The following is a 19,904-nucleotide window of genomic DNA, read 5'->3' as shown; positions in this document are numbered from 1 at the left end:
TGCGGGCACCGGCAATCCCAACCGAGGGGAAACCCCGGCGAGATCGCCGGCCAAGGATCAGAGGTGGATGCCGCACTCGATCTTGCCGAGTCCGGCCCACCGGCCGCTGCGCGGATCCTCGCCGGGAGCGACCCGCCGGGTGCAGGGCGCGCAGCCGATCGAGGGGTAGTCGTCATAGTGCAGCGGGTTGATCAGGACCCCGTTGTCGGCGATGTAGTTGTCGACCTCCTCCTGGGTCCACCGCGCGATCGGGTTGATCTTGACCATCTGGCGCTTGGCGTCCCACTCGACGACCTTCGTGTCCGCCCGGGTGGGCGACTCGTCGCGCCGGATGCCCGACACCCAGGCGAGGTACGGCTCGAGCGCGCGATTGAGCGGCTCCACCTTGCGCAGGTAGCAGCACAGGTCGGGGTTGCGCCCATGCAGCCGGGGCCCGAGGTCGCGGTCCTGCTCCGCCACCGTGCGGGACGGCGTCACGTTGATCACGTTGACCTTGTAGACCGCCTGGACCGCGTCACGCGTGCCGATGGTCTCCGCGAAGTGGTAGCCGGTGTCGATGAACAGCACGTCCACGCCGGGCTTGACCCGGCTCACCAGATCGATCAGCAGCGCGTCGCTCATCGAGGAGGTGAGACAGAGGCGGTCGCCGAACGTGGCCGCCGCCCACCGGATGATCTCGCGGGCGGGCGCGTCCTCAAGGAACCGGGCGGCTGACTCGACGATGCTCTGCAGGTCGAGCACGCCACGCTGGCGTTCCAGACCGGCCTCTATCTCCACCAGGGTCATGACTACTCCTCAAACGTCGTACTTCGGAGGGGGCTAGCTGTGCCGTACGCCGATGCCCAGGAACTTCACCCGGAACGCGCGGGAACAGGAGCGGCAGTACCAGCCGTAGCTCTCCTCTTCGGAGGCGTACGGTTCGAGGTCCTCGTCACCGCAATAAGGGCAGTAGTAGGGGGCCGCGCGCTCGCTCACGACCGGCTCCGCCCCGTGCCGGCCGTCACTTGAGGTCCGCCTCGTCGGCCCGCTGGACCCACTCGGAGAACGTCTCGCCCTCGTTCTTCTGCTTGTCGAAGTTCCGTACGACGCGCTCGACGTAGTCGGGGAGTTCCTCGGCGGTGGCCTTCAGGCCGCGGACCTTGCGGCCGAAGTTCGGGTTGACCCCGATCGAGCCGCCCAGGTGGACCTGGAAGCCCTCGACCTGCTCGCCCTGGTCGTTCACGACGAGTTGCCCCTTGAGGCCGATGTCGGCGACCTGGATGCGGGCGCAGGAGTTCGGGCAGCCGTTGACGTTGATCGTCAGCGGCTCGGTGAAGCCGGGCAGCCGGGTCTCCAGCTCGTCGATCAGCTTCACCGCCGTCGCCTTGGTCTCGACGATGGCGAGCTTGCAGTACTCGATGCCGGTGCAGGCCATCGTCTGGCGGCGGAACGAGGAGGGGTTGACGCGGAGGTCGATGGCCTCCAGCTCGGCGACGATCGAGTCCACCTGGTCGGGCGCCACGTCCAGGATGACCATCTTCTGCTCGACCGTGGTGCGGACCCGGCCGGAGCCGTGCCGCTCGGCGATGTCGGCGATCCGGTGCAGCGTGTCGCCGTCGACCCGGCCGACCCTGGGGGCGAACCCGACGTAGAAGTTGCCGTCCTTCTGCGGGAAGACGCCGACGTGGTCGCGGCGTCCGCCGCGCGGCTCCTCGGGGGCCGGTCCGTCGGCGAGCCGGTAGCCGAGGTACTCGGTCTCCAGGATCTCGCGGAACTTCTCCGCGCCCCAGTCGTTGATCAGGAACTTGATCCGCGCCCGGTGGCGCAGCCGGCGGTAGCCGTAGTCGCGGAAGATGCCGCAGACCCCGGCCCACACCTCGTGCACCTGCTCGGGCCGGACGAAGGCGCCGAGCCGCTTGGCGAACATGGGGTTGGTGGACAGCCCGCCGCCGACCCACACGTCGAAGCCCTGCTCGCCCTCGTGGGTCACGCCGACGAACGCGATGTCGTTGATCTCGTGGACGGTGCAGTGCGCGGAGCACCCGCTGACGGCGGACTTGAACTTGCGCGGCAGGTTGGAGAACGCCTTGTCTCCGACATAGCGGCTGGTGATGTCGGCGATCTGGGCGGTGCCGTCGATCACCTCGGCGGCGTCGATCCCGGCGAGGGGGCAACCCATGACGACGCGCGGGGTGTCGCCACACGCCTCGGTGGTGGACAGGCCCACGGCCTCCAGCCGGTTCCAGATGTCCGGGACCGACTCGATCTCGATCCAGTGGAGCTGGATGTTCTGCCGGTCGGTGATGTCGGCCGTGCCCCTGGCGTACTCGTTGGAGATGTCGGCGATCACCCGAAGCTGCTTCAGGTCGAGCTGGCCGCCGTCGATGCGCACGCGGAGCATGAAGTAGCGGTCGTCGAGCTCCTCCGGCTCCAGGATCGCCGTCTTGCCGCCGTCGATCCCGGGCTTGCGCTGGGTGTACAGCCCGTACCAGCGCATCCGGCCGCGCAGGTCGGCCGGATCGATCGAGTCGAACCCGCCCTTCGAGTAGATGTCGATGATCCGCTGACGGACGTTGAGCCCGTCGTCGGCCTTCTTGTTCTCCTCGTTCTTGTTCAGCGGCTCACGGTAACCGAGAGCCCACTGGCCTTCGCCGCGCGGGCGCTTGTGGTGGCGGTTCGCCGGGCGGGCCGGGGTGCTCATGAGGGCGTCCTTAATCCGAAGGATCCGAAACGGTCGAAAATCCGGGCGAAGGGTCACAGACGTGACCCCGAACGCGTGCCTCAGGCGGCCTCCCGCCTCATCGTCGAGTACGGGGGCGAACACGAAAAAGACGCCTGGTCACGCGCCCAATGTCAGAAAAGGTGGGCGACGGTCAACGGGCGTCGATACAGATGGCGCTGCGGACACGCAGAAGGTCGACGTGGCGTCGCACGACGAGCAACGGGTCCGCTGGCATGTCCCAAACGATACCTGTGGCATCCCTGATGTCCAAGTTCGGTTTCACGATGTGGACGGCGAAGCGGATGGAGACACGGATGGAGACACGGATGGAGACACGGGCGGCGCGGCCGGGTCAGCCCTGGCTGATCCAGTTCTGCGCCGGCTCGTTCGCGCCGGTCTCGTCCTGTGGTTCGTGGTGCTGGCAGTCGCACCACGAACCACCGCGGCACTCGTCGTGCCGCCGATCCTTGCAGGAGTCGCAGATCATGATCGTCCACTGTTCCCGGTAGAAGAATATTCGGTTACGCTCGCCGTCACAGGAGGGTGCCGTGGCCGTTTCCAAGTCCGAGCTGATGTCCGAACTGATCGCCGACCTACGCGCCGAGACAGCGGAGTTGCACGCGATGGTGCGTGCTCTGGACCTTCCCGGCTGGGAGCTGCCCACTCCCGCGGAGGGCTGGGACGTCCGCGACCAGATCAGCCACCTGGCCTGGTTCGACGACGCCGCCACATCCGCCGTGACCGACCCGGAGGGGTTCCGGGCCGCCCGCGCGGCCCTGATGGCTAGGGGAGAGGCCGCCGTGGACGACCTCACCGCGGCCGCACGCGGGCTGGCTCCGTCGCAGGTCCTGGACTGGTTCCGTACGGCGCGGGCCCGGATGATCGAGGCGCTGGCCACGGTCGATCCCGGCTCGCGGCTCCCGTGGTACGGCCCCGACATGTCGCCCGCCTCGTTCACCACCGCGCGGCTGATGGAGACGTGGGCGCACGGCCAGGACGTGGCGGACGCGCTCGGGATCACCCGCGCGCCGAGCATGCGGCTGCGCCACGTGGCGACGCTCGGCGTGCGCGCCCTGCCGTACGGCTTCGCGGTCAGGGGGCTGCCGGTGCCCGCGGAGCCGGTCAGGGTGGAGCTCGCCATGCCGGACGGCACCTGGTGGGTCTCCGGGCCCGCCGGCGTTCCGGACGTCGTGCGCGGCTCGGTCGCCGACTTCTGCCTGGTCGTCACGCAGCGGTGTCATGTCGCCGACACGTCCCTGACCGTGGCGGGCGGGACCGCGCGCGCCTGGATGGCCGTCGCCCAGGCCTTCGCCGGGCCGCCGGGCAAGGGACGCGCGCCCGGAGCGGGGCGATGAGGCACGGGATGATGAGGCTCGGGGCGATGAGGCTCGGGGCGATGAGGCTCGGGGCGATGAGGCTCGGGGCGATGAGGCTCGGAGCGGAGCGTGGGTCGGGCGTGCGATGAGCCAGGCGTACAGAAAGATCGACAAGTCCGGCATACAGGGAGATAGCGTGAGCCATCATTGAGTTATGCGGACTCTGCTGAACGTCATCTGGCTGGTCTTCGCCGGCGTGTGGCTCGCCCTCGGCTATGTGGTCGCCGGGATCGTCTGCTGCATCCTGATCATTACCATCCCGTTCGGAATCGCGTCGTTCAGGATCGCCGCGTACGCGCTGTGGCCCTTCGGGCGCACCGTGGTCCGGGATCCCGAGTCGGGCGTCCTGACGGCGATCGGGAACGTCATCTGGCTGGTCTTCGCCGGGCTCTGGCTGGCGATCGGGCACATCGTCACCGCGATCCCGCTGTTCGTGTCGATCATCGGCATCCCGCTCGGTATCGCCAATCTCAAGATGATTCCCGTATCGCTTCTGCCGCTCGGCGCCCGTATCGTGGATGCGGACAATCCGTACTATCCGGCACGGTAACGGGTAGTCGTTGGTTCATTCATCGGTGTCATGACACCCCGTCTGTGCGAATACGGTTAGATGCCATGACGTCCGCGGACGCGCCCACCCACCGGCCGAGACACGACTCGCGCCGGGGAATGGCGCGCGCCCGGGCCCGCATGGACTGGGTCCGGGGATCGAGCGCCTGGGCCCTGGCCAAGTCGACCACGATGGCCGGCGTCAACTACCGCGTCACCGGGCTCGCCGGTGAGGCGGCCTTCTTCGCGCTCCTCTCGCTGCCGCCGTTCGTGCTCGGACTGCTCGGTGTGATGGGCCACCTGAGCGGACTGCTCGGCGACCAGACCATCCTGCGGATCAAGCAGTGGGTGATCGATCAGGCCGAGCTGCTGTTCACCGGCAACACCGTGGACCGCGTCGTCCAGCCGCTGCTCAACGACGTGCTGAGCGGGGGGCAGGTCTCGCTCATCTCGGTGGGGTTCCTGCTCTCGCTGTGGTCCGGATCCCGGGCCCTCTTCGTGTACGTGGACCTGATCTCCATCGCGTACGGACTGGGGGAGACCCGGGGGATCATCCGGACCCGGGTCATGTCCTTCGGGCTCTATCTGGCCGCGCTGCTGATCGGCCTGATCGTCATGCCGGTGCTCGTCATCGGTCCCACGCTGCTCGCGGGAGCCCTGTCGAGCTACAGCGTGCTCGTCACGGTGTTCTACTGGCCCGTGGTGATCGTCGGCTCCGTTTTCATGCTCACGTTGCTCTACCACGTCAGCGTCCCGATGCGGACCCGCTGGTGGCGCGAGCTCCCCGGGGCCGTGCTCGCGCTCATCATCTGGATCGCGTGCGGCGCCGTCCTGCGCGAGGTGCTCGCCGCCTGGTTCACGCCGCTGTCGATCTACGGCTCGCTCGCGGCCCCGATCGCCGTCCTGCTCTGGCTCTACATCACGGCGCTCGCCGTGCTCATCGGCGCGACACTCAACGCCGAGGTGGACCGCATGTGGCCCCTGGCCGGTACGGCCCGCCGCCAGCAGTGATCCCGGCAGGTCACCCGTCTGGCGGCGGGCGCCACGGCGTTCCCGGCAGCGCGGGCGTGTGTCCGTACGCGAGGCTCGGATAGGGTAGGAGGCGTCGCGACTGGCGCTGACGTGCCCTCGGGCACGTGCTAGGTGGGTTTACCACCGGGGAGCGAACGTGCGGAGGCCGTGCGCCTGGGTCCCGCGGCTGTCGACGTTGACAAGGAAAGGCGCCAATGGCTGAGAACTCGCTGAACGCCGTCGATCCCGAGATCGCCGAGCTCATCAGGGCGGAGGAGCGGCGGCAGGCCGACACCGTCAAGCTCATCGCGTCGGAGAACTATGTCTCCAAGGCCGTGCTCGAGGCCACCGGGACCGTTCTGACGAACAAGTACTCCGAGGGGTATCCCGGCAAGCGCTACTACGAGGGCCAGCAGGTCATCGACCAGATCGAGACCATCGCCATCGAGCGGGCCAAGGCCGTGTTCGGCGTGAACCACGCCAACGTCCAGCCGTACTCCGGCTCCCCGGCCAACCTCGCGATCTACATGGCGTTCCTGAAGCCCGGCGACACCGTGCTCGGCATGGGCCTGCCCTTCGGCGGCCACCTCACGCACGGCTGGTCCGTCTCCGCCACCGGCAAGTGGTTCAACGCCGTCCGCTACGGCGTGCGCAAGGACACGGGCCGCATCGACATGGACGAGGTCCGCGCCCTCGCGCTGGAGCACCGGCCCAAGCTGATCTTCTGTGGCGGCACCGCGATCCCGCGCACCATCGACTTCCCGGCGTTCGCCGAGATCGCCCGCGAGGTGGACGCGATCCTCGCCGCCGACATCGCGCACATCGCCGGTCTCATCGCCGGTGGCGCGCACCCGTCACCGGTCGGGCACGCCGACGTCATCTCCACGACCACGCACAAGACGCTGCGCGGCCCGCGCGGAGCCATGCTGATGGCCACCGCCGACGAGCACGCGACCGCGCTGAACAAGGCGGTCTTCCCCGGCCTGCAGGGCGGCCCGCACAACCACACGACCGCCGCCATCGCCGTCGCCCTGCGCGAGGCGTCCCAGCCGGAGTTCAAGGCGTACGCCGCGCAGGTCGTGAAGAACGCCAAGGCGCTCGCCGAGGAGCTGTCCTCCCGGGGCTTCGACCTCGTCTCCGGCGGCACCGACAACCACCTCATCCTGATGGACCTGACGCCCAAGGGAGTCGGCGGCAAGCCGGCGGCCCAGGCGCTCGACCGGGCGGGCCTGGAGACCAACTACAACACCGTCCCGTTCGACCCGCGCAAGCCGTTCGACCCGTCGGGCATCCGGATCGGCACCCCCTCGGTCACCTCGCGCGGCATGGGCGAGGCGGAGATGCGCCAGATCGGCGCCTGGATGGACGAGGTCGTCACCGCGGTCGCCAAGGGCGACGCCGAGGACGTCATCGCCCGGGTCCACAACGAGGTCAGCGAGCTGACGGCGAAGTTCCCCGCGCCCGGCCTCTCCTGAACCCCTTCCCGTTCGCGCGCGCGTGGCCACGTCCTCTCGGAGGGCGTGGCCACGCCGCGTTCCGGGGCGAGATCTCCGTGGCGTCTCACGGCGCGTTTCCGGGGCATGCCGCGGCACCGGGGCCCGGAAAACCCGTTGCGGCGGAGTGCCGGGACTGCGCTAGGGTTCTTCCTCGACGCCGCCTTTCGGACGCGGCCATCACTTCGGGAGGTGAGGACTATGCGGGCCTTTCTGACGACCCTGCCGTCCACCAACTCTCGGGTGCCCGTCTAGGCACTGTTTCGCCACCGCCCGCGCGCAGCAGGGCCGGTCTCCGGAACACGACCTGGATCATCGCTGGGCACCCGCTTTCCGAAGGGTGTCACCCCGTTGTTCTCCGATTCGATTTCTGGTTCCTTCTCCGGTTCCATCGATCTTTCTCTTCTCGGCTGGAACGACTCGCTTTCGCTTCCCGCGGGTACCGTTCCCGCCCGCGTCGCCCGGGTCGACAGGGGCGCCGCCGAGGTCATCGCGGCCGACGGGCAGTTCCAGGCGCGATACAGCGCCCGGGTCCGCCGGGCCGCCGCCGACGACCCCATCGCCCTCCCCTGCGTGGGCGACTGGGTCGTGCTCGACCGCCTGCCCGAGGGCCGCTACGAGCTGGACGCCGTGCTGCCCAGAACGTCGGCCTTCGTCCGCGGCGGCGTCAGCAGGGACTCGCGCGGCGGTCTGTCCGGTGACGGGCAGGGCCAGATCCTCGCCGCCAACGTCGACATCGTGTTCGTGGCCGAGCCGTCGATGCATTCCACCGACTTCGCCGACCTCGGCCGGATCGAGCGCCTTGTGGCGCTCGCCTGGGAGAGCGGCGGGCGGCCCGTGGTGATCGTCACCAAGGCCGACCTGTTCGAGCAGGGGCTCGGTGACCTGCTCGCCGACGTCGAGGCCGCGGCCCCCGGGGTGGACGTGCACGCGGTGTGTTCGATGACCGGCGAGGGGGTCGATCTCGTACGGGCCTACCTCGACGGCTCGAAGACCGCCGTCATCCTCGGCCCTTCGGGTGCCGGGAAATCCACCCTGGTCAACGCGCTCGCGGGGGAGACCGTCATGGACACCCAGCAGGTACGCGCGGCGGACGGCCGGGGACGGCACACCACCGTCCATCGCGAGCTGATCCCGCTGCCCGGAGGCGGGCTGATCATCGATACGCCCGGCATCCGCCGGGTGGGCCTGTACGACATGAGCGACGGCGTGGACCTGGTCTTCTCGGACATCGAGGAGCTCGCCGCGAACTGCCGCTTCGGTGACTGCTCGCACGACGGTGAGCCCGGCTGTGCCGTACAGGCGGCGCTCGAGTCGGGCGAGCTGCCCGAGCGGCGGCTGGAGAGCTGGTTCAAGCTGCAACGTGAGGCGGCCTGGATGGCCCGGCGCAGCGACGCGCGCCTCCGGAGCGAGGAGACCCGCAAGTGGAAGATCATCCACAAGGAGATGCGGAAGCAGGGCAGGTCCCGCCCGTGATCATGATCGGTGCGTGACGGGCGGTCCGGGGCGTGACACATGCCCCGGCCGGCTCGGCCATGCCGGAGGGTGAACAGACGAAACCGCTGGGCGTTCCGCCCGCCGTGTTGGGGTATCGGCGGGTGGAACGACCCAGCGGTCTCGTGTGACGCGTGTCGGGGGGAGACGTTTGAGTTTGGCGTTCAGACGGCTCAGGCGACTGCGCTGATGCCGGCGCTCGCGGCGCGCCGCATCCGGCGGCGACGCTCGGAGGCGCGCTCGTCCTCGTTCAGCCCGCCCCAGGTGCCGTACTTCTCAGGACGGGAAAGGGCGTAGTCGAGGCACTCGGCACGTACGGGGCACTGTGCGCAGATGGCCTTGGCCTTGCGCTCGCGGATGTCGCGCTCCGGCTGACGCTCGCCGTCAGGGCCGAAGAACAGCACAAGGTCCTCTCCCCGGCACGCGGCATCATCCTGCCAACCCCAGCTGGGGCGCGGGCGGGCGAGCTGCCGACGTACCTGAGACATGAGAAACCACCTTTGGTGAGAGGTATTTCAGTGTTTGTGCCGCATCGGGCGCTTGTGGCGTCCCTGGGTCCAACGCCGGGATCAGCCGTGGTGTTCCCGGCTCTTCGCAGAGCCTCAGGCCGGTACCGGAGTGAGCTGGCTCAGCTCCGTCAACCTGTAGGTCGAGATCTCTTCGGTGCAGGCCGTACCGCACGGTGCCGCGAACACCGCAGGTTCGACCACTACCCGAAACCGCGACAGACCACCTGGCCTCGTGCACTGCACGATGCACACGGTGGCGTCGTCTTCCGATTCCGACCGGGAGGATTCCACGGCCACCCCGCCGACCGAGAGCTCGCCCGTATGTGCGCGGACGAAATGCTCGGCGGCTTGCAGTGGCTCAGGGAGACCCGCGCGCCCCCGGTAACGGTCGAGGACGACCTCGCCGCGCCGGTACGCGTTTGCCGCCGCGATCGCAGCAGCCTGAGACATGCTGCCGTAGTAAAGCCCGTGTGGCAAGCATACGAGGTTAGCGGCGTATCGATCGCCGCCTACATGAGTGGTTTCCCACACCTGGCCCGGCAGCTTCTCGTCGAGAGACCGCGCGAGCGGGAGCCCGAAACGGGCACAACACGCGTTGCGCTTGGCGTGGGTGCACACCAGAAACACCGGCTCGTTCACCAGTATGCAGGACTCCGGAACCACTCCGTGCACGAGTGAGCCCAGGTCAAGATCGTTGGAGGTCTCGAAGAAGCCTTCCGCGAGCCACGGCCGCGCTCCCGCCGACGAGGCGACGAACACGTGCAGCGGGCCGCCCTGGGCCGGACGCCGCCCGGTGCGGCGGATCAGCTGCGGTCGGATGCCGAGCGAGGTGGCCCGGTCGATCAGGGCGTGCACGTCGTCGGGAAGCCGGCACTCGTCGAGGTAGGCCGCCCAGGGGCCGGAATGCTCGATGAGCAGCCAGAACCGGGCGCCGACCGTCGCGCTGGCGAGGATGGGAGCCTCGCCCGTGTGCAGCGCGGCGAGGTGCCCGCACCCTTTGGACATGCCGGTCCGCCCTCCTCTTCGTCTCGTCCCGCCCCCGTGGGCGCCCCGGAGCTCCGGGGCCGGCCCAGCAGAATTAGGTAAGACTAACCTTATCGAGAGAGGTCCGGGACTCAGCGCGCGGGGGCCACAACTCCCCATCGGTCTCCGGTCAACCGGCGGGAACAGAGATTCGCGTCACACTTCGCTCGCTGTCGCGCTCCGTCACCGCCCTGACGCGCGGTGTCCGGATTCGGGTGGATCCGCGCGGTCGGTCGGCGGAGGTCGGCGGTCGGGGTCAGCGGCCGAGGGCGAGCGCCGCCTCGGCGGCGGGAAGGGCGGCGGCGCGGTCCTCGGGGATCAGGCCGATCCTGGTCCGCCGATCGAGCAGGTCGTCCACGTCCAGGGCTCCCTCGTGGCGCACCGCCCAGACCAACTCGGCGAGCGTGATCCCGGCCGCGACCGTCTCGGCCAGTGCCGGGTCCGCCAGCGCCAGGTCCTGTACGGCCCGCGCCTCCCCGCCGTATCGCTCGACCAGCCGTGCGGGCGGGTCGTGGCGTGGCGGCGACGCGCCGGGCGCGCGTCCGGCGATGGGGGAGTGTTCCCGGCCTCCCTCGAACGCCGACCCGGCGCCCACCAGGGGCAGCCGCGCCGTACGGCTGGGCGAAGCGGTGGGGCAGGCCGCGTCGACCGCGTCCTCGGCCATCCGGCGGTACGTCGTGAGCTTGCCGCCGACGACGGTGACGATCCCGTCGGGCGAGGTGACCACCGCGTGCCTGCGGGACAGGTCGGCCGTGCCGGCCCCGGCCTCCCCGCCCGTTCGGGGCCGTTCGGGGCCGTGCGTCGGTGCGGGGCCGTCGAGAAGCGGTCGCAGCCCGGCGAAGGCGCCGGCCACGTCGGCCCGCCGTACCGGTTCGCGCAGGACGGTCCCCAGGACGTCCAGGAGGAACGAGACGTCGCTCTCGGGCGCCTCCGGGACGTCGGGCAGGGGCCCGTCCACCGGCTCGTCCGTGAGGCCCACGTAGATCCGTCCGTCGGCCTGCGGGAGGACGAGCGCGAACCGGTTGCTCTCGCCGGGGATCGGGACGTGCATCCCGGTTCGCAGGCCGTGGAGGGAGCCGGGACGGAGCACGAGATGGGTCCCGCGCGACGGGCGGAGCCGTACCGAGGGGGAGAGCTGCCCGGCCCACACGCCCGTCGCGTTGATCACCGCCCTGGCCCTGACGCCGAACTCGGCGCCGGTCATCTCGTCGCGGACCTGGGCTCCGTCGCGGGCGAGCGACAGGGCCCGGCACCTGGTGAGGATCCGGGCACCGTGGGCGGCGGCGGTGCGGGCGATGGCGACCACCAGCCGGGCGTCGTCCACGACCCGGCCGTCCCAGGAGAGCAGCGCACCGCGCAGGCCACGCTCGTGCAGGGCGGGCGCCAGCGTGAGCGCCCGCTTCGCCGACAGCCGCGACGGCCCGGGGAGCAGGTGCCGCGGGGTTCGCGCGGCCGCGCGCAGCCCGTCCCCGAGGCGGTACCCGGTCATCACGAGGCGGGCCTGCCCCGGAGAAACCGACGGCGTCAGCGGCAGCAGGTACGGCTGCGCCCGCACCAGGTGGGGCGCGGTGTGCCGGAGCAGCACGCCCCGCTCGACGGCGCTCTCGCGGGCCACCCCGACCTGTCCCTTGGCCAGGTAGCGGAGCCCGCCATGGATGAGCTTGGAGCTCCAGCGAGAGGTGCCGAAGGCCAGGTCGTGGGCGTCGATCGCCGCGACGGACAGGCCGCGCGAGGCGGCGTCGAGAGCGGCTCCGGCACCCGTGGCGCCGAGCCCCACGACCAGCACGTCCACCACGATGTCCCGGATCTCGGCGAGTTCCCGGGCGCGCCGCCCGGTGTTCAGGGAGGAGTCCACATAAACCCCTAATTCCTCATCCATTACTGTTGAGTAACCTAGTCTCAGAGGTGACGCCGTGGAACCACCGCAGACTCCCGTGGAGCCGATGCTCTGGTCTGGATGGGGAGATCCCGCCAAGGCCGCCGAGCTGCCTCCGCCCGTACGACGGCTGCTCGCCGACCTGCTGGGCGTCCGGGCGCCCGAGCGGCCCGCCGCGACGTTCGGCGAGGTGCGGTTGCCCGCCTCGGCGCTGTCCCCGCTGGTGCTGAGCACGCTCTCCTCGATGGTCGGCGGCGAGCACGTGCGGTTCGACGACGACGCGCGGATCAGGCACACACGCGGCAAGTCCACCCCCGACCTGCTGCGGATGCGCGCGGGCGACGGTGCCGACGCGCCGGACGCGGTCGTGCTGCCAGGCTCGCACGCGGAGGTCGCCGAGGTGCTGCGGATCTGCGCGGAGCACCGCGTCGCGGTCGTGCCCTTCGGCGGCGGAACGTCCGTCGTGGGCGGCCTGGTCGCCGCGCGCAAGGGGTTCGCGGGCGTCGTGGCGCTCGATGTGGCGCGGCTCAACCGGCTCGTCTCGATCGACGCCGAGTCCATGGTCGCGGAGCTGGAGCCGGGACTGCGCGCGCCGCAGGCCGAGCAGTTGCTGGCGGCGCGCGGGTACACCCTGGGGCACTTCCCGCAGTCCTTCGAGTACGCGACGCTGGGCGGGTTCGCGGCGGCCGGGTCGAGCGGCCAGGCGTCGGCGGGATACGGCCGCTTCGACGATCTGGTGGTCGGCATGACGGTGGCGACGCCGCGCGGCACGCTGGATCTCGGCCGCGCCCCCAAGTCCGCCGCCGGACCGGATCTGCGCCAGCTGATCCTCGGATCCGAGGGGGCCTTCGGTGTGATCACCTCGCTCCGCCTCCGCGTACGGCCCGCGCCCGCGGTCCGGATGTACGAGGGGTGGCGGTTCGCGGCGTTCCCCGCCGGGGTCGCCGCGCTGCGCGGGGTGGCGCAGGAGGGCCCGGCGCCGACGGTGCTGCGGCTGTCCGACGAGACCGAGACCATGGTGGGCCTGGCCAGGCCGGAGGAGCTCGGCACGCTCACCGCCGAGCCCGGCTGCCTGGTGATCGCCGGGTACGAGGGCACGCCCGGCGACGTCGCGTACCGCCGCGAGCGCACCGCGGCGACGCTGTCGGAGATGGGCGGCGTGCCCCTCGGGCCCGAGCCGGGGGAGAAGTGGGCCCACGGGCGCTACTCCGCGCCCTATCTGCGCGACTCGCTGCTCGCCGCGGGGGCGACCGTGGAGACGCTGGAGACCGCCTGCTTCTGGTCGGGTCTGCCGCGCCTCTACGAGGCCGTACGGCAGGCGCTCACGGCCTCCCTGGGCTCCCCGCTGGTCATGTGCCACGTCTCGCATGTGTACGCCACAGGGGCCTCGCTGTACTTCACCGTGGTGACCGCGCAGTCGGAGGACCCGGTCGGCCAGTGGGAGTCGGCCAAGCGCGCGGTCAACGACGCGATCGGCCTGGCCGGGGGGACCATCTCCCACCACCACGGCGTCGGCCGCGACCATCGGGACGCGTTCGCGCTGGAGATCGGCGATCTGGGCGTATCCGTCCTCCGCGGGGTCAAGGAGCGGCTCGACCCGGCGGGGATACTCAACCCGGGAGTGTTGATCCCATAGCGGCGCCGGTCATGATCAGGCAAAGATGGGGTCATGGCCGATGTGCACGCCGATGTGAACGCGGATGTGAACGCGGGCGCGGATGCGCGTCCCGCGCGGGGCGCGCCGCAGTCATCACGCGTCTCGGAGGCCGGGGCGGGCTGGAACTGCCAGCAGGTCGGCACCTTCCAGCGCCTGCGGCCGAACCGGGCGACCTTCACCTGGCTGAGGCCGGGGACCCTCTGGCGGTCGCGCAACGAGATCCTGGCGCAACTCTTCGGCGATCCCTCCGCCGAGGTCCGCCGCCGCTGGGTGGAGGCCCAGCGGGAACGCGGCGTCGACCCGGATTTCCGGATATTTCGTGAGGTGGGGGAGGACTTCACGTTCCTCGTGCTCGGCGACACGGGCGAGGGTGACGCCTCCCAGTACGCCGTAGTTCCGGGCCTGCTCAAGGCCGGTGAGGGGACCTCGTTCGCGGTCATCGCCAGCGACGTCATCTACCCGACCGGGTCGGGCAACGAGTACCGCGACAAGTTCTACCGGCCGTACCAGGACTACCGGGCGCCGATCTACGCGGTGCCGGGCAACCACGACTGGTACGACGGGCTCGGCGGTTTCATGCGGGTCTTCTGCGAGGCGCAGCCCCTGGAGGTGAGGGAGCAGGGGTTCCGCCTCTCCCCGTCGGGGCTGCGCGGCCTGCTGTGGAAGAAGCCCGCGAAGATCGACGAGGAGGCGCTGGCCACGGCACGCCGGATGCGCTCCGCGCCGGGGCAGCGGGCGACCATGCCCGCGCCGTACTGGGTGCTCGACCTCGGACGGCTTCTCGTCGTCGGCATCGACACGGGGATCCGCGGCGACATCGACCGCGAGCAGGGGGAGTGGCTGCGCCGGATCTCCGCCGATCCCCGGCCCAAGATCCTGATCACCGGCAAGCCGATCTACGTGCGCAACGACCACCACCCCTGCGACATCGAGGGCGGGGGAACGGTGGACGACATCGTCCGCGACCCGGCGCACAACTATGTCGCGGCGATCGGCGGCGACGTCCACAACTACCAGCGCTTCCCGGTCAGGGTCGGCGACCGGGTCATCCAGTACATCGTCTCGGGCGGCGGGGGCGCGTTCATGCACGCCACCCACACCATCCCCCGGGTCGACGTCGGCGGCGTCCACGAGGACGACTTCAAGTGCTATCCGCTGCGCGGAGACTCGCTGTCGTTCTACAGCCTGCTCTACAGCAGGCGGCTGCGGATGCGCTGGCTGTGCCTCACTCCGGACGAGGGTCTCGCCCTCATGTCGCGGCACGTCGGCAACGTGCCGCCGCGCTCGATCGCCGCCGATCCCGACGGGACGTCCCCGCCACCGGACACGGCCGGGAGCGGTGGCGGCGGGGACGGCGTGGGCGGCGTCGTGGGCGGTGGCGGCGGGCGGGTCCGGACGGCGCCCGTGCGGATCACCGCGAGGATGAAGTGGGCGGCGCGGCTGCTCGGCGGCTGGCCGATGCCCTTCCACCTGCCGGTGGGCCGGGTGTTCCACCGGTGGATCTCCGAGCTGTCCGACTGGGACACCCCGCCGTTCTTCAAGAGCTTCCTGCACGTGTCGGTCACCGGGGACGTGCTGCGGATCCGCTGCCTCGCCGCGACCGGTTGCCTCGCCCAGGAGATCGACCCGCCGCTGGAGGACGAGGTCGAGATCCCCCTGGCCAGGACCGTCGCCTAGAGGACGAGTTCGGCCTGGTCTCGCCGGGTGTGGAGGTCCCAGTAGGTCTGGGCCAGGTCGTCGGGGGCGATGGCCGGGAAGCCCTCGGGCGCGTTGTCGGTGATCATGGCGTTGACGGCGACTGTTGCGGCGTGGATGCCCTGGTCGGCGAGAGTGTTGTGGAGGTTGTGGGCCCAGTTGCGCAGAGCGGCCTGCGCGGCGTTGAGGGTGGCGAGGAACGGGTAAGGGGCGATCGCTCCACCGCCGGTGGTGTAGAGGAGCGTCCCGGAGCCGGCTTCGAGCATGGCGGGCAGGACGGCCCGGGTGGCCGTGACGGCGCCGTAGAGGATCTCCTGGATGGCGGGCTGGAGGTTGTCGAGGGTGACCTCGGCCGGGTTGACCTGGACCAGTCCGGCGTAGGGGGAGAACTCCAGCACGTCGATCCGGCCGAACCGGGCGGCGGCGGCCTCCAGCGCGGCGGTCAGGGAAGCGGTGTCGGTGACGTCGGCCGGGAAGCCCTCGGCGGTGATCCCCCGATCGGCCAGTCCGGCCGCGAGGACGTCCAGCCTGTCCTTGCTGCGGGAGATCAGCGCGACGTCGAAGCCGTGGCCGCCGAAGACCTTGCCGAGGGAAGCGCCGAGGCCGGGGCCTGCGCCGACGATGGCGATGGTGGGCATGACGGAAGTCCTTTCGTCGATCGGGTGACAGTGAGGGCGTCCGCGCGCCGGACGCCTGCGGGGCCGCGCCCGGGGCGCGGACTCAGGAGTTTTCGGAGATCCCGCGGTCGGGGTCGACCGCCCGCAGGATGCGGGAGGCGACCACACCCAGTTGCCGCTGCTGGGCCTTGGTCAGCGGATCGAGGACCAGGCGGCGGACCTCGGCGACATGCCGGGGCGCGGCCTGCTCCACCACCGCGAAGCCGTCGCCGGTGAGCGTCGCCAGAGTCGTCCGTCGGCTGGACGGGTCGGGCGACCGCTCGACCCAGCCGCGCTTCTCCAGCCGGCTGACCACGTTCGACAGCCGGGACAAGGTCGCGCCGGCGTACTCGGCCAGCACGCTCATCCGCATCGTCCGCTCCGGCGCCATCGACAACGCCGACAGCACCATGTACTCGAACTGGCCGATCCCCGCGTCCCGCTGCATCTGCGCGTCCAGCGCCGCGGGCAGCTGGTTCAGCAGCAGCGCCAACGCGTACCAGCTCTGCTGCTCGTCACCATCGAGCCAGCGCGGCTCCAGCTCCTCTTCCACGCACTCACCATACTTCAAGCTTGAACTCTTTGCGCAATTCGATCACTTTACGCTTGAAGTATTGCCGGTCGGATTCCGATTGGTGGCTCATGGCCGAGATCTTCAGCGAGCCTCTGGAGCGGCAGAGCCGGGAGCACGGGGACGCCGACGATATGTCAGTGGCGCCTGGCAGGCTGGGCTCGTGCAGGTGCTGATTGCGGCGGATCCGGACGGCGGCGGGACGATCCGCCCGGTCGGCGGTCCCACGACGCGGGTCGGCGACCTGGCGGAGGCCGTGCGCGAGCTGGAGGCCGCCGCGCGCCCCCGGTGGGTCTGGGCGGACGCGCGGCGGATCTATCCCGCACTGCTCGCCCGTGGCGTACGGCTCTCGCGTTGCCACGACGTCACCCTCACCGAGGGGCTGCTGCTCGGCGCCGACGGGCGATACGGCGAGCCGAGGTCGGCCGAGGCGGCCTACGCGCGGCTGCGCGGACTGCCGGTGCCGGAGGATCGGGCGGAGCTCGCCGAGGCGGCGCAGGCGAGCCTGTTCGAGCCGGAGGACACGGGCCCGGCCGGGCCGGACGTCGCCGAGATCGACCTGCTCTCCGAGGCGTACGACGACCAGCTCGGCCGGATCGTCCGCACGGCCCACCCCGGACGGTTCCGCCTGCTGGTGGCGGCGGAGTCGGCCGGCGCGCTGATCGCGGCCGAAATGGGCCATGACGGCATGCCCTGGCGCGAGGACGCGCACGACGAGCTGCTGACCGAGCTGCTCGGCCCCCGCCCGGTCCACGGGATGCGCCCCTCCAAGCTCCAGGCGCTCGCGGACGAGATCTCCGCGGCCTTCGGGCACCCCGTCAACCCCGACTCGCCCCAGCAGATCGTCAAGGCGTTCAAGGGCGCGGGCATCGCGATCCCGTCGACCAGATCCCGTGTCCTGGCGTCGGTCGAGCATCCCGGCGTGGCCCCGCTGCTGGCGTACAAGGAGCTGGCCCGGCTGTACAGCTTCCACGGCTGGGTCTGGGCCGACCAGTGGGTGCGGGGCAACCGGTTCCGGGCGGAGTACGTGGTGGCCGGAGTCGTGTCCGGCCGGTGGGCGACCAGCGGCGGCGGCGCGCTGCAGATCCCGAAGGTCATGCGCCGCGTCGTGGTCGCCGACGACGGATGGACGCTCGTGGTCGCCGACGCCGCCCAGCTCGAACCCCGGGTGCTCGCCGCCATGGCCGGCGACGGCGGCCTCGCCCGCGCGGCGGGGGAGATCGATCTGTACGCCGCGCTGGCCCAGGCGTTCGGCGGCGAGCGCGACTCCGCCAAGATCGCCATGCTGTCCGCGATGTACGGCGGGACCAGCGGCGACGCGCCCAAGCTGCTCGCCGTGATGCGGCAGCGCTTCCCTCAGGCGTACACGTTCGTGGAGGACGCCGCCCGCGCGGGCGAGGAGGGACGGCTGGTCAGGTCGTGGCTCGGCCGGACCTGCCCGCAGCCGTCGGCGCGGTGGCGGGAGCTGGTGTCCGGGCCCGACGGCGCGCGGGCGGCCCGCGACCGAGGACGGTTCACCCGCAACTTCGTCGTCCAGGCCACCGCCGCGGAGTGGGCGCTGACGCTCATGGCCGTGCTGCGCGGTCGGCTGCCCGGCCCGGCCCGGCTGGTGTTCTTCCAGCACGACGAGGTCATGGTGCACTGCCCGCTCGACCTGGCCGGTGAGGTGCGGGCCGCGGTGACCGGCGCGGCCGAGGAGGCGACCCGGCTGCTGTTCGGCCCGACGCCGGTCCGGTTCCCGATGGAGGCCGTCGCGGTCGGCCGCTACGCCGACGCCAAATAGCCGCCGCCCGGCCCGGCCGGAGCCCCCGTACCGGGCCGGGCCGGATGTGCCCACCCCCGGCGCCTCGCCACCGCCACTGGCCGTTCGATTGCCGCTCGACCCGCCTACAGGGCCGTGGCGGGGCGCCGGGAGGAGACGGTGATCCAGACGGCGAAGATCCCGACGGCCACGGCGACGGCCGCCCCCAGGACGCCGTAACCGGCGAACCCGACGATCGCCCCGGCCAGGATCGTTCCGGTGGCGCCACAGACGTTCATCAGCAGGTCGGACATGCCCTGTACGGCCGGGCGGCGCTCGATCGGCACCGCCTCGGTCAGCATCGCCGAGCCGGAGACCAGCCCGCACGACCAGCCGACGCCGAGCAGCAGGAGCCCGGCGCCGACCTGCGGGACGTCGTGGTGCCCCGCCGATCCGGCGAGGAGGGCGGCGCAGATCAGCACGCCCATGCCGACGAGCATGACGTTCCGCCTGCCGATGCGGTCGGCGAGCCAGCCGACGACCGGCGACAGCACGTACATTCCGGCGATGTGCACGCTGATCACGATGCCGATGACCGAGATGGACGCGCCCTCGTGGTCGAGATGCACCGGCGTCATCGACATGACCGAGACCATGGCGGTGTGGCTGATCGCGATGCCGGCCAGCGCCCGGCGCGCCTGCGGCGCCTGACGGAGCGCCTCCCAGGCGGTGCGGAGCGTCCGGCCGCCGCGGTCCGGTGCGGCCGCGACGCGGCTCCTTGGCCCGCTCGCGGGGGCGTCCGTGCCCGATTCCGACGGCGCTGCCGGGTCGAGCGGCGTGACGGGGTCGAGCGGCGTGACGGGGTCGAGCGGCGTGACCGGCTCGGCGATCCGCCGGGCGAGGATGAACGGGTCGGGACGCAGCCCGACGTTGATGATCAGCGCGGTGACGGCGAAGGTGAGCGCCGAGAGCGCGAACGGCCCGGCGGCGCCGCTCAGGCCCAGCGGCTCGGCCACCGCCTCGGCGGGCTCGACCAGGTTGGGGCCGGCGACGGTGCCGACGGTGGAGGCCCAGACCACCCAGGAGAGATGCCGGGCGGCGTGGCCAGGTGGGGCGAGATCGGTCGCCGAGTAGCGCGCGGCCAGGTTGCCCGCGCTCCCGCCGCCCACGAGGACGAGGCCCGCGAGCAGGAGCTGCCACGATGCGAGCGCGATCGCCACGACGGCGATGACGGAGCCCACGAAGGCGCAGGCGTAGGCGAGGGTCAGCCCGGCCCGCCGCCCGCCGCGCCCGGCGGCGCGGGCGGTGGGCAGCGCGAGCAGCGCCGCGCCGAGCACGGTGGCGGTACCGGCGAACCCGCTGATCACCGTGGACCCGGACAGGCGGTTCACGACCAGGGAGCTGAGGGCCAGGCCGACGGCGATTCCCGCCCCGCTGACGGTCTGCGCGGCGGACAGCACGATCAGCACGCGCCGCTGCACATGAGACACATCTATGGGGATTTTGAGGGGAGTCGTCGTCATGAGTGAAGTTTGCCATGGCTCATGACGGA

At 71.2% G+C, this 19,904-nt stretch carries 19 protein-coding genes and 1 riboswitch; of the genes, 8 read left to right on the top strand and 11 right to left on the bottom strand.

Features of this window, described 5'->3' with window-relative positions:
- Window positions 1-57 precede the first annotated feature (57 nt).
- From IMZ11_RS18810 to IMZ11_RS45340, 5 genes are all read right to left on the bottom strand, one after another.
- Window positions 58-786, bottom strand: a complete 729-nt coding sequence (locus IMZ11_RS18810; protein ID WP_061255375.1) for a phosphoadenylyl-sulfate reductase — start codon at window positions 784-786, stop codon at window positions 58-60.
- Between the two features lie 33 nt (window positions 787-819).
- Window positions 820-975, bottom strand: a complete 156-nt coding sequence (locus tag IMZ11_RS18805; protein WP_061255376.1) for a DpnI domain-containing protein — start codon at window positions 973-975, stop codon at window positions 820-822.
- 25 nt (window positions 976-1,000) lie between these two features.
- Window positions 1,001-2,680: a nitrite/sulfite reductase gene (locus tag IMZ11_RS18800; protein WP_228643198.1), complete on the bottom strand. Its 1,680-nt coding sequence runs from the start codon at window positions 2,678-2,680 to the stop codon at window positions 1,001-1,003.
- Between the two features lie 172 nt (window positions 2,681-2,852).
- Window positions 2,853-2,936, bottom strand: coding sequence for a putative leader peptide (locus IMZ11_RS46725; protein ID WP_358130614.1), 84 nt, complete (start codon window positions 2,934-2,936; stop codon window positions 2,853-2,855).
- A 117-nt stretch (window positions 2,937-3,053) separates the two neighbouring features.
- On the bottom strand, window positions 3,054-3,188 hold the full coding sequence (locus IMZ11_RS45340) for a hypothetical protein (RefSeq protein WP_255706695.1): 135 nt from the start codon (window positions 3,186-3,188) through the stop codon (window positions 3,054-3,056).
- A 61-nt stretch (window positions 3,189-3,249) separates the two neighbouring features.
- Here IMZ11_RS45340 and IMZ11_RS18795 point away from each other — a divergent pair, with 61 nt between their 5' ends.
- The 5 genes from IMZ11_RS18795 to rsgA all read left to right on the top strand — a co-directional run bounded on the left by IMZ11_RS18795 (window position 3,250) and on the right by rsgA (window position 8,606).
- Window positions 3,250-4,056: a TIGR03084 family metal-binding protein gene (locus IMZ11_RS18795; protein ID WP_308066819.1), complete on the top strand. Its 807-nt coding sequence runs from the start codon at window positions 3,250-3,252 to the stop codon at window positions 4,054-4,056.
- Between the two features lie 175 nt (window positions 4,057-4,231).
- A complete protein-coding gene (locus tag IMZ11_RS18790) occupies window positions 4,232-4,627 on the top strand; it encodes a YccF domain-containing protein (protein WP_228643196.1) in 396 nt (131 codons plus the stop codon).
- Between the two features lie 65 nt (window positions 4,628-4,692).
- A complete protein-coding gene (locus tag IMZ11_RS18785) occupies window positions 4,693-5,637 on the top strand; it encodes a YihY/virulence factor BrkB family protein (RefSeq protein ID WP_228643194.1) in 945 nt (314 codons plus the stop codon).
- Between the two features lie 86 nt (window positions 5,638-5,723).
- A riboswitch (ZMP/ZTP riboswitch) is annotated at window positions 5,724-5,824 on the top strand.
- A gap of 28 nt (window positions 5,825-5,852) precedes the next feature.
- A complete protein-coding gene (gene glyA, locus IMZ11_RS18780) occupies window positions 5,853-7,112 on the top strand; it encodes a serine hydroxymethyltransferase (protein ID WP_228643192.1) in 1,260 nt (419 codons plus the stop codon).
- A gap of 369 nt (window positions 7,113-7,481) precedes the next feature.
- The gene (rsgA, locus tag IMZ11_RS18775; RefSeq protein ID WP_228643190.1) at window positions 7,482-8,606 is read left to right on the top strand and encodes a ribosome small subunit-dependent GTPase A; all 1,125 of its coding nucleotides are present in this window, start codon (window positions 7,482-7,484) and stop codon (window positions 8,604-8,606) included.
- 191 nt (window positions 8,607-8,797) lie between these two features.
- On the opposite strand, the gene IMZ11_RS18770 is transcribed toward rsgA, so the two are convergent.
- The 3 genes from IMZ11_RS18770 to IMZ11_RS18760 form a co-directional block, all read right to left on the bottom strand.
- Window positions 8,798-9,112, bottom strand: coding sequence for a WhiB family transcriptional regulator (locus IMZ11_RS18770; RefSeq protein WP_076434697.1), 315 nt, complete (start codon window positions 9,110-9,112; stop codon window positions 8,798-8,800).
- A 114-nt stretch (window positions 9,113-9,226) separates the two neighbouring features.
- Window positions 9,227-10,138, bottom strand: coding sequence for a sucrase ferredoxin (locus IMZ11_RS18765; RefSeq protein WP_228643188.1), 912 nt, complete (start codon window positions 10,136-10,138; stop codon window positions 9,227-9,229).
- A gap of 274 nt (window positions 10,139-10,412) precedes the next feature.
- Complete coding sequence (locus IMZ11_RS18760; protein WP_228643186.1) at window positions 10,413-12,035, bottom strand: glycerol-3-phosphate dehydrogenase/oxidase; 1,623 nt, start codon at window positions 12,033-12,035, stop codon at window positions 10,413-10,415.
- A gap of 64 nt (window positions 12,036-12,099) precedes the next feature.
- Between IMZ11_RS18760 and IMZ11_RS18755 the strand changes: the two genes are divergently transcribed.
- Window positions 12,100-13,668: an FAD-binding oxidoreductase gene (locus IMZ11_RS18755; protein WP_228643315.1), complete on the top strand. Its 1,569-nt coding sequence runs from the start codon at window positions 12,100-12,102 to the stop codon at window positions 13,666-13,668.
- Window positions 13,669-13,701: 33 nt separating this feature from the next.
- A complete protein-coding gene (locus IMZ11_RS18750; RefSeq protein ID WP_228643184.1) occupies window positions 13,702-15,366 on the top strand; it encodes a metallophosphoesterase in 1,665 nt (554 codons plus the stop codon).
- Here IMZ11_RS18750 and IMZ11_RS18745 read toward each other — a convergent pair.
- Both IMZ11_RS18745 and IMZ11_RS18740 read right to left on the bottom strand, forming a co-directional pair.
- The gene (locus IMZ11_RS18745; RefSeq protein ID WP_228643182.1) at window positions 15,363-16,022 is read right to left on the bottom strand and encodes an SDR family oxidoreductase; all 660 of its coding nucleotides are present in this window, start codon (window positions 16,020-16,022) and stop codon (window positions 15,363-15,365) included. The genes IMZ11_RS18750 and IMZ11_RS18745 overlap by 4 nt on opposite strands.
- A gap of 82 nt (window positions 16,023-16,104) precedes the next feature.
- Window positions 16,105-16,593, bottom strand: coding sequence for a MarR family winged helix-turn-helix transcriptional regulator (locus IMZ11_RS18740; protein WP_228643179.1), 489 nt, complete (start codon window positions 16,591-16,593; stop codon window positions 16,105-16,107).
- A 181-nt stretch (window positions 16,594-16,774) separates the two neighbouring features.
- On the opposite strand from IMZ11_RS18740, the gene IMZ11_RS18735 reads away from it, so the two are divergent.
- The gene (locus IMZ11_RS18735) at window positions 16,775-18,394 is read left to right on the top strand and encodes a bifunctional 3'-5' exonuclease/DNA polymerase (RefSeq protein ID WP_228643177.1); all 1,620 of its coding nucleotides are present in this window, start codon (window positions 16,775-16,777) and stop codon (window positions 18,392-18,394) included.
- Window positions 18,395-18,498: 104 nt separating this feature from the next.
- On the opposite strand, the gene IMZ11_RS18730 is transcribed toward IMZ11_RS18735, so the two are convergent.
- Window positions 18,499-19,875, bottom strand: coding sequence for an MFS transporter (locus IMZ11_RS18730; protein ID WP_228643175.1), 1,377 nt, complete (start codon window positions 19,873-19,875; stop codon window positions 18,499-18,501).
- Window positions 19,876-19,904 lie beyond the last annotated feature (29 nt).

The organism is Microtetraspora sp. AC03309, from assembly GCF_020826795.1.
Lineage (GTDB): Bacteria > Actinomycetota > Actinomycetes > Streptosporangiales > Streptosporangiaceae > Microtetraspora > Microtetraspora glauca.
This window is presented reverse-complemented; position numbering and strand designations above follow the sequence as displayed.